Genomic DNA, 13,879 nt, shown 5'->3' on the forward strand with positions numbered 1-13,879 from the left:
CATTGTCGGCCTAATCCGCGGTCTTTCATGCAGCAGGGGCTCTCAATGTTTTTATGTCCTGCTCATATCGTCTCTGCTGGCAGCTTGGAACAGTCCTTAAAGCCCGCATCAATCAACTGCGGAAAGCGCATCCCAGAATGAGCGTCCAACATGGGACATAGTTTCCCTTGAGGGCCTCAACCGGAAAATGCATCCCGGAATGTTGCCGGAAAGTGGAACGTAGTTTCCCAAACGGGCCGCTAACGGAAAGTGCATCCCGCTATTGAGCTCCAAAATGGGATGCGCTTTCCGTGTCGGCAGTTCCTGGCAGCCTGGGGCTACTCATTTAAGTCTGTCCCCAATGATTATCCCCAATGACTAGTAGTAGGCCCACATGGCTTCGGCTTCATTGAGGACCTCTACGGCGCCCCAACGGCGGGCGCTGCGGCTGGCCGAGTTGGGGTCGTAGACGCCAATCTGGTCGGCGTCGTCAATACCGTAAAGCACAATGTAGTGGCCCACGTTGGTAAAGGTGCCCGGCCGAACGGCGGCGATGACGGGCGCTCCCGAACGCAGCGCCTGAGTCATAGAGTCGCGATCGTTATGGAGCTCCGTTCCGTTAAGTCCCAACTGCCATGCGCCGCTCGTCATAAACGACCATTCGGTTGCACCGGTGGGGGCGTAATTGCCCGCCTCGGAAAGCGCGCACATATCGACGGGGGTCATATTGGTGCGTCCCGTCTTAAAGATGTAGACCATGGTGAGGCACGTGGGCCCGCAGGCATTTTGGCGGATGGTGCCGCCGGCGTAAGGCAGCTCCGACCACGCAGGGTCGATCTGATAGATATGGGGCATCGTGCCGGCTTGCCATTGCGAGCGCGGGGTCGAAAAGGCGAAAGAATAACCGGGTGCGACGGGGGCCTTGAGCAGCTTGTCCTCGGCGGTGGGCTCGAGACCGGCCGAACCGTGGGACATACAGGAGCTCATAAGCACAAAGACCAGACAGGTAAGGATAGAGCACAGTGCGAGGCGAAGTCGACGAGCCGGCAGGGCGGGGGCATTCGCGTGCGATGCCGAGCGGTAGGGCTTGCCGTCGCGTCCGCCTTGGGGATGCGAAAAGAAGCGGTTGATATGGATGCCGGGCTGACGTGCGCCGTTGCGGCGCAGTTGCGGAACCTCGGCCTGACGCTGTCGAGTGCGCGCACCCAAGCGGCCATCTTGCTGCGCGCTTGTGCCCGTGCTCAGACGGCCACTCTGCCGCGTTCTGCTTGCCTGCTGCCGAGACGAAGGCCTGGGTTGCTCTTGAGGACGTTGCGGATTGCTGTTCGTGGCACTTCTGGGCGTCGGCGTGGTACGGCCAGCAAGGCGAACGCTTTGTCGCCGTTGATCACCGTCGTTGTATCCGTATGCCATTCGTACCGCCTTGTCTCATGTATAACCTGTCCATCCTACAAAAAAGATGTGCAACAAATGGGTCTGCGCGTCAAAAGCTCGGTAAACGGTACGAAAGGCGCAAAACACACGGCCTCAAAAACAACTCTATATGCGTCCGATGAGCGTACGCCCGTCGGACGGGCGGCAACAATGAACGGCAAACCGTGCCGTTCGTCCCAAAAACGGCGCCGCTCGTTTTGCAGTTCTGCCTTCGGTCGAGCTACAAGCGGAGCTGCTGCGCCAAGGCCGTATCTTAAAGCCACGAAATAAAAGAGCGCGGCAAAACAGACCGCGCAAGGGGTGACGTCAAGGGGCGTCAAAAAGGAAAGGAGGGGAACAATGGCGGACAAGAACGCAGAAGTTGCAGTCGAGGATAACGGCGGCATGAAGAAAACGCTTTCGCTCTGGAACTTCTTCACCATCGGTTTCGGTGCCATCATCGGTACCGGTTGGGTTCTGCAGGTCGGCGACTGGATGGTCGTGGGCGGCGGTCCCGTTCCCGCTATGATTGCATTCCTCTTGGGTGCAATCTTCCTCGTGCCCGTCGGAGCTGTTTTCGGTGAGCTCACGGCTGCTATCCCCATCTCGGGCGGCATCGTCGAGTATGTCGATCGTAGCTTTGGCCGTACGCTGAGCTACATCACCGGATGGCTTTTGGCCCTGGGCAACGGCATCCTGTGCCCGTGGGAGGCCATCGCCATTTCGACCCTCGTGTCCGAGATGTTCGGCAGCCTGCCCGGCCTTGAGTGGCTGCGCGCCGTCAAGCTCTACACCATACTGGGGGCCGACGTCTACCTGTTCCCGACGCTGATCGCGCTCGGCTTTGCAGTCTACGTCATCTTCCTCAACTTCCGCGGCGCCAGCTCGGCTGCCAAACTCCAGGCCTTCCTGACCAAGGCCCTGCTCTGCGGCATGCTGCTCGCCATGGGCGTCTCGCTGTTCACCGGCTCGCCGGACAACGCCATGCCCGTGTTCTCCCAGGTCGCCGGCGCTGGCGGCGGCAAGGCCGCTACCGAGAGCACCAGCCTGTTCGCCGGCATCGTGTCGGTCTTGGTTCTGACTCCGTTCTTCTACGCCGGCTTCGACACCATTCCTCAGCAGGCTGAGGAAGCAGCCGAGGGCCTCAACTGGAACAAGTTCGGCAAGATCATCTCCCTGGCACTGCTGGCCGCCGGCGGCTTCTACATGGTCTGTATCTACTCGTTCGGCACCATCCTCGACTGGCATGAGTTCGTTAAGAGCCCGGTTCCCGCGCTCGCCTGCCTCAAGGGCATCAACATGCTCCTGTACCTGGCCATGCTCGTCATCGCTACGCTTGGACCCATGGGTCCGATGAACTCCTTCTACGGCGCCACGAGCCGCATCATGCTCGCCATGGGCCGCAAGGGCCAGCTGCCCGAGCAGTTCGCCGAGGTCGACCCCAAGTCCGGCGCTCCCAAGCTTGCCTGCGTCGTCTTGGGCGTCATCACCGTCGTCGGTCCGTTCCTGGGCAAGAACATGCTCATCCCTCTGACCAACGTGTCGGCTCTCGCCTTCATCTTCTCCTGCGGCATGGTCGCCCTCGCCTGCCTGCGCATGCGCTTCACCGAGCCCGACCTGCCTCGTCCCTACGAGGTGCCCGGCGGCAAGTTTGGCATCGGCCTCGCTATCGCTGCCTGCGCCATCATCATCGGCCTGCTCGTGATTCCGTTCTCTCCCGCCTCCCTCAACATGGTGGAGTGGAGTATCGTGATTGGCTGGCTGGCCGTCGGCCTGGCTCTCATGGCCTTCACCAATTCCCGCAAAAAGTAACGCCGAGCCGGGGCGGATCAGGTGCGCGGGCCCCTCTCTTCCGCGCACCGAACCCGGCGCCACTTGGGTAGCTTTGTGAGGCCTTAACCCAACACGGCCTCGCCCACTATATGGATCCATAAGGAGGAACCATGTCCACTAAGTATGCAATCGTTGGCGGCAAGCTCATCGACGGTACCGGTGCCGAGCCGGTCGAGAACTCCCTCGTTCTCGTCGATGACAACGGCAAGATCGAGTACGCCGGCGCCATGCAGGACCTTCCCGAGGGCGTTGAGGTCATCGACGCCGCCGGCAAGACCGTCCTTCCCGGCCTGATCGACACCCACCTGCACTTCTCGGGCAACTTGACCGACGATGACACCGACTGGGTCATGCAGCCGCTCCTCGAGAAGCAGGCCGTCGCCGTCAAGCAGGCCTACGACTGCCTCACCCACGGCCTCACCACCGTCTGCGAGATCGGCCGCTTTGGTATCCAGATCCGTGACTGCATCGACAAGGGCGTCTTCAAGGGCCCGCGCGTTCTGGCCACCGGCCTTGGCTTCTGCCGCGTTGCCGGCCACGGCGACTCCCACCACTGCAGCCAGGAGCTCAACAAGGAATCGCACCCCTGGGGCGATCAGGTCGACGGTCCTTGGGATCTGCGCAAGGCCGTCCGCCGTCGCCTGCGTGAGAACCCCGATGCCATCAAGATCTGGGCTACCGGTGGCGGCATCTGGCGCTGGGACTCCGGCCGCGACCAGCACTACTGCTCCGAGGAGATCCAGGCCGTGGTCGAAGAGGCAAAGATGGTCGGCATCCCCGTGTGGAGCCACTGCTACAACAACCACGCCGCTGCCTACGATTCCGTTCGCTTTGGCTGCGAGCAGCTGATTCACGGCTTCGATATCGATGAGCGCACCATGGACCTCATGGCCGAGCAGGGCACCTTCTTCACCCCGACGATCGCTTTCCTGCCCACCTGGTACGCCACCTATCCGCCCGTCTACGTCCCCGAGCTGCACGACAAGTACGAGGGCACCCTGGTCGAGAAGGAGCTGCAGCGCAACTACGACTGCCTGCGCGAGGCCAAGAAGCGCGGCGTCGTCATGACGATCGGCTCCGACTCCTTCTCCTTCGTCACCCCGTACGGCACCTGCTCCATCGAGGAGATGTACGAGTTCGTCGACAAGATCGGCTTCACTCCGGTCGAGACCATCACCTGCGCCACCCTCAACGGTGCCAAGATGTGCCACATCGAGGACGAGACCGGGTCCATCGAGGCCGGCAAGTGCGCCGACCTGCTGGTCGTCAACGGTGACGTCGCCGCCGACATCCACGTGCTCAACACCGACAACATGGACGTCATCATGAAGGACGGCTGGATTGTCGAGGGCGGCACCTTCGGCGAGGCAAACAAGTACAGCGCCTAAGCTACCGTTCATCGATGGCTTGATGTAAAACACAGTATTTGATTGCATAATGCAATGGAGAGGGTCGCTTGCGGCCCTCTTTATTGCTATGGGGTGCGTCGGTAAGAAGGAGATGACGGTGGATCTCAATAGGCTGATTCTGGGCAAGAGCTACAACTCTACCAAGGTCTTTCGTACCGCTCAGCATGTGGTTCAAGCCATCTTGCTCGGTATTGTCGTTCCGCTGCTTATCCTGCTGCTCATCTGGGATCTAACCGATAATCCCAATCCCGTTCCGGCCGTTGTCGTCATTGCCGGCTTGGTCATGCTGTGCTTCTTCTTCTCGTACGTCTTTGTCGTTCCCGACGACCTCACATCGAGCGCAACCGACCGCACGCTCGCCATCGCTTCAAAAATATTCGCCTACACGTCGCGCGGCCTTACGCCCGAAGCTGCCCTGGGCGCCTCTAAGATCATCCTGTCCGAAACTATCGCCTCTGCCATCTGCTTTACCGACGGCAAGCAGGTGTTGGCAAGCTGGGGCGAGGACTCGGCAAAATGCCCCGCGGGCACCCCGGTGGTGCTGCGGACTACGCTCAACGTGATCAACAGCGGTGAGCAAAGCGTGTTCTCGCGCGATGCCTCGACCGAGACAGGTGGCTACTTTCCGCGCCTGCGCGCCGGTATTGTCGCACCGCTTACCGTGCGCGGGCATTGCGTGGGCACGCTCGAGCTGTATTATCCCCGTCTGAGCAGCATCGATATGCGCCAGACGGCGCTTGCCTCGGGCTTTGCCGACCTCATTTCCACGCAGCTTGCGAGCTTTGAGCTCGAGCGCCAGGACGAGCTTACGGCCCGCGTGGAGCTGCGCGCCTTGCAATCGCAGGTCGATCCTCATTTTCTGTTTAACACCATCAGCACCATCGTGTCGCTCGTGCGTACCGAGCCGGACAAGGCCAGGTCGCTGCTGATCGACTTTTCCAATTACTACCGTCAGACGCTTTCTGATTCCGATACGCTCACCACGCTCGAGCACGAGGTGGAACAGGGCACTCGCTATATCAATCTTATGCAGGCTCGTTATGGCGACGGCCGTCTGCGCGTCTCGGTCGATATCGACTTTGAGGTGCGCGATTGCATGGTGCCGCCGTTTATCTTGCAGCCGTTGCTCGAAAACTGCATCAAGCACGCGCAGCGCGAGACCGAGCCGCTTTCTATTCATGTTAGGGCTTTCGAGACCGATGACGGTTTGGAGATCATCGTCGAGGACGATGGCATCGGTATGAGCGAAGAGGTCTGCGCGCATCTGTTTGAGCAGCATCGCTTGGAGGAGCCCGAGAGCATTACCGCCGACGGCTCCGTCAAGCGAGGTTGCGGCCTGGCGCTCTTCAACGTGCTTCAGCGCATCCATTTCTTTTACGGAGAAGATTCCGGCATGCGCGTGAAGTCCCAGGAGGGCGTGGGAACGCAGGTCATCGTCGAGCTGAACGGCGAGCCGCATGAGCCGGCGCCGTTGACGGCGTAGCACGCGGTTGGATTGAGAGAAAAAGAGGGGAAGCACATATGTCCGAAGGCTGGAACATCTTGGTGGTTGATGACGAGCCTCCAATTAGGGCTGAGCTACGCTATCTGTTGGAAAAGGATACGCGTGTGGGTCAGATTGCCGAGGCGGGCAATGTCACCGAAGCCGTGGAGTCGATTCTGTCGAACAAGCCCGACGTGTTGTTTTTAGACATTACCATGCCCGGTCGCTCGGGAATTGAGCTTGCCGAGACGCTGCAGAACCTAAAGACGCCGCCGGTGGTTGTGTTTGTGACGGCGTTTGCCGAATTTGCCGCTGATGCGTATAACCTCGATGCGGTCGACTATGTCGTCAAGCCGGTCGAGGACGCACGCCTGTCAAAGGCACTCGACAAGATCGAGGCAGCCTTTGGTGCCCGTCGTGTTATCCATGCTCCGCGCCAGCCTTTGCGTCTGACGGTGGACCGCGGGGGCAAAAAGGTGTTCATTCCCGCCGCAGACGTCTGCTACTTTGAGGCGCGCGCCGATTTTTGCAACGCCATCTGCGCCGAGGGAACGTACCTGATCAATGAGTCGATCTCTTCGCTCGAGCGTCGCTTGGACTCCGAGGGCTTTATTCGCGTTCATCGCAGCTACCTGGTCAATTTGGAAGACGTGCACAATGTTGAGATTGGCTCCACGGGGTTGATGGAGCTCAGGCTCGACCGCGTGAACTCGACGGTACCGGTGTCCCGTCGTCGTGCCGCCGAGGTCAAGTCGCACCTGGGGCTTGCGTAAGAGGCTTGCGTGCCGTCGTTTACCATCGCAGGTTTGGCATGGGCGCGCGGTGGGCATAATGGGTGGCATCGAATGAAATCGAAAGGATCATTATGCCCGCGCTTATCACCCATCATCTGTTTGGCGAGGAAAGCATCGACCGTCTTCCGCAGGGCGTCATCACGTCCGATGAAGAGCGCATTGCCTTTATCTTGGGCAACCAAGGCCCCGACCCGTTTTTCTTTCACATTCTGACACCGCGTGTTTCCGACTGCACGCTGCTGGCGCAGGTCATGCATCGGTCGCGCATGTCTCGCCAGTTCGCGTGCCTGCGCGACGGCGTGTCGCACCTGCAGCCGCGCGATGCCAGCTTGGGTCGCGCCTTTGCGTTGGGCCTGCTGTCTCATTACGTGCTCGACCGCAACGCCCATCCCTTTGTCTATGAGCAGCAGTTTGGCATCGTGGAGTCCGATTCAGAGCTTGAGGATTCGAGCAGTCAGGTCCATGCCGTGATCGAGAGCGACCTGGATGTACTGATGCTGCAGCTTAAACGCGATGGCGCTACGGTCGACGATTACCCGCCGGCGGGCGAGATCGTCACCACCGATCGCATCAATCGCGTGGCCGGCGTGCTGATGAGCTATGTTGCCGGACGCGTGTACGGCATTGACATTCCGGCGGGGGAGTACGGTGCTGCCGTTGCCAATATGCAGCGACTTTACCGCGCGATTGAGCCGGCCGGCTCCGCAAAGACGCGCGCGATCTCGCTGGTTGAGGGCTTGGTGCACGACTACTCGCTGCTCGACGGCCTTGCCCATCGCGTGACGACGGAGCTGCCCGAGCGCACCGGTAACCTGGGCCATCTGACATGGAAGAATCCCTTTACCGACGAGGTCTCGAACGAGAGTTTCCCCGAGGTCTTTGATCGCGCGCTGGTCGATTACGAGTGCACGGTCGCACGTTTTATCGAGACCGGTGACATGGATGCCGTGACCAGTCGCGTCAACTACAGCGGTCGCGTGCTCAATGCCGATGAGGAGTTCGACCGCGAGGAATAGGGCCCGTGCGTGCCCCTTTGCCGAATCCTTACCGGCGGTTCTGGACAATTGGGGTACGATGAACTAACTGCATATCGGGCGAATACGAAGGGTCCCTGTCCATGAAATACACCAAGCTCGAGCGTAACTGGGTTATGTATGATGTGGGCAATTCGGCCCTTGTGCTGCTCAATACCTCGGTGGTGCCCATTTACTTTAACGCCATCAATACCGGCGCTTCCTCGGCCGACCTGGTGGTCGCTTGGGGCAATGCGCAGACGATCGCCTCGCTGGTCATCGCCATGCTCATGCCCATTCTGGGCGCGCTTGCCGACTACGCCGGCAACAAGATCAAGTTCTTCTTGGGCTTCTTCCTCACGGGCCTGGTGCTTTGCCTGGCGCAGGCTATCCCAATGTCCGCCATGGCATTTTTGACCGTGTACGTGCTGTGCACCATCGGCCTTAACTCTTCTATGACGTTCTACGACGCCATGCTGCCCGACATTACCACCGACGAGCGCATGGACGCCGTGTCCAGCTCGGGCTATGCCTGGGGCTACATCGGTTCCACCGTGCCGTTCGTCATCTGCCTGGCGCTCATCATGGGTGGCCCCGCTCTTGGCGTCCCCACTATGCTGGCAACGCGTCTGTCGTTTATCATCACTGGTGCCTGGTGGCTCATCTTTACCCTGCCGCTCATTCGCACCTATAAGCAAAAGTACGGTCGCGAGCGCGGTCCCGAGGACACTATCGGCCACATCGTGGGCGGTGTGTTCTCCGAGGTCGGACACACCATGCGCGAGATCGCCCACAACAAGACCGTGCTGGTCTACATGATCGCGTTCTTCTTCTATATCGACGGTGTGCACACGGTCATTTCCATGGCTACCAGCTACGGCTCGGCTTTGGGCATCGATTCGACCCAGTTGGTCCTGGCGCTGCTCGTCACGCAGTTCGTGGCCTTTCCATCCGCCATCATCTACGGCAAGCTCGCCGGCCGCGTGGGCACGCTCAACATGATCTTGGTGGCAGTCGCCGCCTATATGGGCATTGTGCTGTTCGCCGCGTTCTTCCTAAAGACCGCCTTTGAGTTTTGGGTGCTTGCCATTATGGTCGGCCTGTTCCAGGGCGGCGTGCAGGCGCTCAGCCGTAGCTACTTTGGCCGCATTATCCCCAAGGAAAAGTCCAACGAGTACTACGGCTTCTTTGACATCTTTGGTCGTTATGCAAGCGTTATGGGCACCTTCCTGGTGTCGGTCGTCACCTCGCTGACCGGCAACCCGTCGCTGGGCGTCCTTTCCATTGGCGTGCTGCTGATCGTTGGCTTTATGCTGCTGGTCCGCCTGTCCCGCATGACTCGGGCGGCAGAGCATGCCGCATAGGAGCGAGCGGCTATTGTGCCTGTCCACGGTACTCTTTTGGGGTTATCCGCAATAAACATTGCGACTTGCGAGCAATGATTTGCCCAAGTGGGTATGATGGAATCAGCTAGGTCGCGGGGCGTCGCCTGTGTTTGGCGGCGCCCCGTTTTTGTGTTGCAGGGAGGGTAAGGCATGAACGCCACGGTCGTGATTCCAACGTATTGGGCGGGCGATGACGCTTGCGCAAACGCCCCTGGCACCTATGACCATTCGACGCGACTCAACGCCGACAATCCCGAACTCGACCGCTGCCTGGCCTCGCTTGAGCAGGTACGTGACATCCCGCGCATCATCCTTTTGGTGGTCTGTCCCGTTTCTGCCACAGCCGATGTGTCGCTGCGCGTGCACGAGATTGTCGACGCGCATCCCACGCTCAAGGTCACCGTTGTCACCAACACCCAGGCCTCGCGCATCGCAGACCGGGTTGCTCAGATCGCGCCCAAGGGTTCGGGCGAGTGCGTGAGCCTGCGAGGCTACGGTGCCATCCGCAATATGGGGCTAGCCTGCGCCGCTGTGCTGGGGCATGACGCGGTTATCTTCTTGGATGACGATGAGACTGTCATCGACGCCGACTTCATGAAGCGCGCGACCTATGCGTTGGGGCAGCAGACGCGTCAGGGCTTGCCGATCTTGGTCAAGAGCGGCTATTTCTACGATTGCGACGGCTCGCCGCTGGCTCCCACGGACAAGGCGGGCATCTGCCATCGTTGGTGGACCAAGCGCATCGAGTTCAACCGTTGGATGAAAAAGGCGCTCTCGGGCACCCGCATCTCGCGCTCCAACTACGTGTGCGGCGGCCTGATGGCCCTGCACGCCCGCGCCTTTACGCGTGTGGCCTTTGACCCGTTTATCACCCGCGGCGAGGACTTGGATTACCTCTTTAACATGCGCATGTTTGGCTACGACGTGTGGTTCGATAACGAGTGGACCGTGCGCCATCTGCCTCCGGAGTCCGAAAAGCGCTCACCGCGCTTTATGCAGGATGTATACCGTTGGTACTACGAACGGGCCAAGTTGACATTCGCCGCGCATCAAAAGGAGCTCATTCCCGTTACGGCGGCATCGCTCATGCCCTACCCGGGCCCGTGGATTTCGCGCGAGCTCGACGACCGCGTGCGCAAGACCGCTATGGTCCGCAGCGTGTTTACCCGCGAGCATGAGGGCTACCTGCGCATCTGGCGCCATGGTATCGACGAGGCAAAGGCCTATGCGCGCCAAAACGCTGCAAGCTACCTGCGTTTCCAGAGCTTTTGGCCCAAGATCATGGACGGGCTTTGGCGTGACGCACAACTGATCAGTATCCTGGAGGGGGCCGAATGATCGACCGCCGCGCCCAGCGCGATAGTTCAATATCAATCTTTCGCATCATTGCCGTTGCCTGCGCCATTTGCGTGCTGGTGTACTTTATTTTTGCCTTGGTGACCGGTATCGAGCCGATCGCCACGGTGATTGCCTGCGCGCTGCTGTGCATCTTTCTGTGCATCTTTATCTTTTTGACGCTCAATCCCGATTCGGTGCGCTCCCAGTACACCGAGGAGACGCTCTCGGTGGCCTCGGCCATGCTCGAGGACATTAAGGGCGGTCTGACGCAGGAGTCGGCGCGTTTGGTGTGCCGGCGCATTTTGCCCGAGACGCGCGCCATGACGGTGGCCATCACCGACGAGGACAACGTGCTTGCCTGCGCGGGCGAGTTTGAGGAAAAACTGCTGCCCGATACTCCCATCCACACGCTTGCCACACGCTACGTTATCGAACATGGCATCGTGCAGTCGTTCAACCGTATGGTGGATGTCGTGGGCTCGGACGGCTCGCACAACCAAGTCCCCGCCGGCATTATCGCCCCCATCAAGGTGGGCGATCGTACCGTCGGCACGCTCAAGTTCTACTACAAGACCCCGCGCGCCGTCGACCGTACCCAGTACGCGCTTGCCTCGGGCTTTGCCGAGATCTTGTCCACGCAGCTCGCCATCCACGAGCTCGAGGTGCAAAAGGAACTCACGGCGCGCGCCGAGGTGCGTGCGCTGCAGGCGCAGATTAACCCGCACTTCCTGTTCAACACGCTGAACACCATTGCATCGTTTACGCGCACCGACCCGCTGCGGGCCCGCGAACTGCTTCGTGAGTTCTCATCGTTCTATCGTGCCACGCTCGACAACTCGGGATCGCTTATTCCGGTCTCGCGCGAGGTCGCACAGACCAGGCGCTACCTTACCTTTGAGAAGGCCCGCTTTGGCGAGGACCGCGTGCTTGCGACGTTCGATGTGTCCGAGGACGTGGAAGATACGCTGGTGCCGGCGTTCGTGATCCAGCCGATTGTCGAGAACGCCGTACGTCATGGTATGGGCGATGACGACGCCCTGAGGATCGACGTGACCGTTCACCAAGACGGCGAGGATGCAATCTTGATTGCCGTGGCCGATAATGGCGTGGGCATGGATGAGGGTACCGCCGCCAGACTGTTTGACGAGCGTTCTGCCCGTCCCGACGCCAGCTCTCCCCAGGGTGGCGGCGCCGGTGTGGCCATGCACAATATTTCGGAGCGCATCCATCGCTTTTATGGGCCGCACTCCTATACGCGTGTCGAATCGGCGCCGGGCAAGGGCACCAAAGTGCTCCTTCATCTTGATTTGTCAGAGAGCATCTTCGACATTCAAGAGTAAAATAAAAGGCTACGGGCTCAACGTCATGCGACGGATGCCCGGCGTAGTTAGTTGACGAAAGGTTTTATCCCTATGCTGCGTGCGATGATTGTGGATGATGAGGCGCCGGCTCGCTCGGAGCTTCGCTTCCTGCTCGAGCAAACGGGCAAGATCGGCACGATCACGGAGGCGTCGAGCGTCCGCTCCGCCATCGAGATGCTTATGGAAAGTCGCGTGGATGTCGTGTTTCTCGATATCTCGATGCCCGGTGCCTCGGGCCTGCAACTTGCCGAGGCGCTGCATAAGCTCAAAAATCCGCCGGCGATCGTGTTTGTGACTGCGTATAGTGACCATGCGGTCGAGGCATTCGACGTGGATGCCGTCGATTATCTGATGAAGCCGGTCGAGGAAGCTCGCTTGGATCGCGCGATCGAGAAGGTCATGCAACGCACCAAGCCGGTTACGGACAGCAAGGTGACCATCGAGCGTATCCCGGTGGAAAAGGGCGGCCGCAAGGTGCTCATTCCCGTGGACGACATTCGCTTTATCATGGCCAAGGACGATTACTCCTGCATCTATACCGTCGATGATCGCTTTTTGTCGACGACCTCGCTGGCGCAGTTTGAGGCCAAACTCTGCGACTTTGGCTTCTTCCGTGTTCACCGCCGCTATATCGTCAACTTGGCGTGCGTCACGGATGTGGAGACGGTGCCCTCGGGCGCCATCCAGCTGGGCATTACGGGCGTCGACGAACGCGTGCCGGTTTCGCGCCGCCGCGTCGTGCCGCTCAAGAAGGCTCTGAGTCTCTAGCACACTGGCCCCGCAGCCCTGTAGACCCATCGTCTGCGGAGCCGTGGGGCCTTTTTGTATGTATCTGCCGAATCGTTTTTTGCGGAAGGGATCCCATGAACAGTGCAAGCGCCAAGCGTATCGACATCATCTCGGACACCCACGGCTATCTTTCGCCTGCGCTCCTGGATGAGCTTGAGGGCGCAGACCTGATTATCCACGCCGGCGACCTCACGTCAGAGATGGACTACGAGCATCTATGCACCATCGCCCCCGTGCGGGCCGTACTGGGCAACAACGATTACTACCGCGACTACGGCCCCGATGTAGACCGTCTTGCGCTCTTTACCTACGAAGGCCTTAAATTCGCCGTAGCCCACTACCGCGAAGACCTTCCGGTGGGATCCGTAGACGTAGCCATCAACGGCCACACCCACGTAACCAAAGAAGCCCAAGTGGGCCGTTGCTTAGTCCTCAACCCGGGCAGCGCCAGCTACCCCAGAGGCACCCGAGGCCCCACCATGGCCAGAATGCTAGTAAAAGACGGCAAGATCCTAAGCACTAAGTTTATTGACCTAGAGTAATCACAACAAAAACGGGGGATGCAGATGCGTCCCCCCCGTTTCCATTTGAGCCAAAGGCGGAAGTTCAACAAGATCCATCAGACCAACCCCGCCGAGGAGCATGCGGGCTAGCCGCGCAGCGGCGCACGCCCGCAAAACTGATTGAACAATGTGACGGCAGGGAGGGTCTCCGGGGCTGAGGGCGGGGGTTAAGTTTGTCGCGAGTTCCGCACGCAAAGGAAAGCACTTAATGTGCTTTCCGTCTTGCGCAGGACTGTAGAGCAGCAAACTCAACCCGCGCCCGCCGGCCCCGGAGACCCTCCCGGAGGGACCGAAAAATTTTTTCAAAAAAGTTGTTGCGCGCCGGACAGACTTCTGTGTATACTAATCCCCGCAGCGCACGCGAGCGGAAACAAACGCGAACGTCTGCCTGGGGAGTTAGCTCAGTTTGGTTAGAGCGCCGGCCTGTCACGTCGGAGGTCGCGGGTTCGAGCCCCGTACTTCCCGCCAACGCAATTAAAGCCACGTCTTCGGACGTGGCTTTTTGCGTTTGATGCACTT

The 13,879-nt window shown here is 59.9% G+C and carries 11 protein-coding genes and 1 tRNA gene; 11 read left to right on the forward strand and 1 reads right to left on the reverse strand.

Translation table 11 applies throughout. The features are described 5' to 3' along the window. Nucleotides 1-357 precede the first annotated feature (357 nt). Nucleotides 358-1,188 (reverse strand): C39 family peptidase, encoded by an 831-nt coding sequence (locus tag AB5758_RS05945; protein WP_368141249.1) that lies wholly within the window; start codon nt 1,186-1,188, stop codon nt 358-360. 564 nt (nt 1,189-1,752) lie between these two features. On the opposite strand from AB5758_RS05945, the gene AB5758_RS05950 reads away from it, so the two are divergent. The 11 genes from AB5758_RS05950 to AB5758_RS06000 all read left to right on the forward strand — a co-directional run bounded on the left by AB5758_RS05950 (nt 1,753) and on the right by AB5758_RS06000 (nt 13,828). Continuing rightward, nucleotides 1,753-3,204 (forward strand): APC family permease, encoded by a 1,452-nt coding sequence (locus AB5758_RS05950; protein ID WP_161145314.1) that lies wholly within the window; start codon nt 1,753-1,755, stop codon nt 3,202-3,204. Nucleotides 3,205-3,335: 131 nt separating this feature from the next. Beyond that, nucleotides 3,336-4,613: a metal-dependent hydrolase family protein gene (locus AB5758_RS05955; protein WP_055285286.1), complete on the forward strand. Its 1,278-nt coding sequence runs from the start codon at nt 3,336-3,338 to the stop codon at nt 4,611-4,613. A gap of 112 nt (nt 4,614-4,725) precedes the next feature. Continuing rightward, complete coding sequence (locus AB5758_RS05960) at nt 4,726-6,117, forward strand: sensor histidine kinase (RefSeq protein ID WP_117786915.1); 1,392 nt, start codon at nt 4,726-4,728, stop codon at nt 6,115-6,117. Nucleotides 6,118-6,155: 38 nt separating this feature from the next. Next, nucleotides 6,156-6,890 (forward strand): LytR/AlgR family response regulator transcription factor, encoded by a 735-nt coding sequence (locus tag AB5758_RS05965; RefSeq protein WP_368141248.1) that lies wholly within the window; start codon nt 6,156-6,158, stop codon nt 6,888-6,890. A gap of 92 nt (nt 6,891-6,982) precedes the next feature. Then, nucleotides 6,983-7,927 (forward strand): zinc dependent phospholipase C family protein, encoded by a 945-nt coding sequence (locus AB5758_RS05970; RefSeq protein WP_161145313.1) that lies wholly within the window; start codon nt 6,983-6,985, stop codon nt 7,925-7,927. A 101-nt stretch (nt 7,928-8,028) separates the two neighbouring features. Continuing rightward, nucleotides 8,029-9,288, forward strand: a complete 1,260-nt coding sequence (locus tag AB5758_RS05975) for an MFS transporter (protein WP_006235159.1) — start codon at nt 8,029-8,031, stop codon at nt 9,286-9,288. A gap of 171 nt (nt 9,289-9,459) precedes the next feature. After that, the gene (locus AB5758_RS05980) at nt 9,460-10,647 is read left to right on the forward strand and encodes a glycosyltransferase (RefSeq protein ID WP_368141247.1); all 1,188 of its coding nucleotides are present in this window, start codon (nt 9,460-9,462) and stop codon (nt 10,645-10,647) included. After that, nucleotides 10,644-11,987: a histidine kinase gene (locus AB5758_RS05985; RefSeq protein WP_195645233.1), complete on the forward strand. Its 1,344-nt coding sequence runs from the start codon at nt 10,644-10,646 to the stop codon at nt 11,985-11,987. Before AB5758_RS05980 ends, AB5758_RS05985 begins: the two co-directional genes overlap by 4 nt. Nucleotides 11,988-12,059: 72 nt before the next feature. Beyond that, nucleotides 12,060-12,776, forward strand: coding sequence for a LytR/AlgR family response regulator transcription factor (locus tag AB5758_RS05990; protein WP_022094115.1), 717 nt, complete (start codon nt 12,060-12,062; stop codon nt 12,774-12,776). Between the two features lie 95 nt (nt 12,777-12,871). Next, complete coding sequence (locus AB5758_RS05995) at nt 12,872-13,339, forward strand: YfcE family phosphodiesterase (protein WP_006235155.1); 468 nt, start codon at nt 12,872-12,874, stop codon at nt 13,337-13,339. A 411-nt stretch (nt 13,340-13,750) separates the two neighbouring features. Then, nucleotides 13,751-13,828, forward strand: a tRNA-Asp gene (locus AB5758_RS06000). The last annotated feature ends 51 nt before the right edge of the window (nt 13,829-13,879 follow it).

The sequence above is a fragment of the Collinsella aerofaciens genome (genome assembly GCF_040926405.1).
In the GTDB taxonomy this organism is placed as follows: domain Bacteria; phylum Actinomycetota; class Coriobacteriia; order Coriobacteriales; family Coriobacteriaceae; genus Collinsella.

Excerpts from the sequence above, each read along its gene's own strand:
- AB5758_RS05950 (WP_161145314.1), top strand. The coding sequence starts at position 1,753 with ATGGCGGACAAGAACGCAGAAGTTGCAGTCGAGGATAACGGCGGCATG.
- AB5758_RS05955 (WP_055285286.1), top strand. The coding sequence starts at position 3,336 with ATGTCCACTAAGTATGCAATCGTTGGCGGCAAGCTCATCGACGGTACC.
- AB5758_RS05960 (WP_117786915.1), top strand. The coding sequence starts at position 4,726 with ATGACGGTGGATCTCAATAGGCTGATTCTGGGCAAGAGCTACAACTCT.
- AB5758_RS05965 (WP_368141248.1), top strand. The coding sequence starts at position 6,156 with ATGTCCGAAGGCTGGAACATCTTGGTGGTTGATGACGAGCCTCCAATT.
- AB5758_RS05970 (WP_161145313.1), top strand. The coding sequence starts at position 6,983 with ATGCCCGCGCTTATCACCCATCATCTGTTTGGCGAGGAAAGCATCGAC.
- AB5758_RS05975 (WP_006235159.1), top strand. The coding sequence starts at position 8,029 with ATGAAATACACCAAGCTCGAGCGTAACTGGGTTATGTATGATGTGGGC.
- AB5758_RS05980 (WP_368141247.1), top strand. The coding sequence starts at position 9,460 with ATGAACGCCACGGTCGTGATTCCAACGTATTGGGCGGGCGATGACGCT.
- AB5758_RS05985 (WP_195645233.1), top strand. The coding sequence starts at position 10,644 with ATGATCGACCGCCGCGCCCAGCGCGATAGTTCAATATCAATCTTTCGC.
- AB5758_RS05990 (WP_022094115.1), top strand. The coding sequence starts at position 12,060 with ATGCTGCGTGCGATGATTGTGGATGATGAGGCGCCGGCTCGCTCGGAG.
- AB5758_RS05995 (WP_006235155.1), top strand. The coding sequence starts at position 12,872 with ATGAACAGTGCAAGCGCCAAGCGTATCGACATCATCTCGGACACCCAC.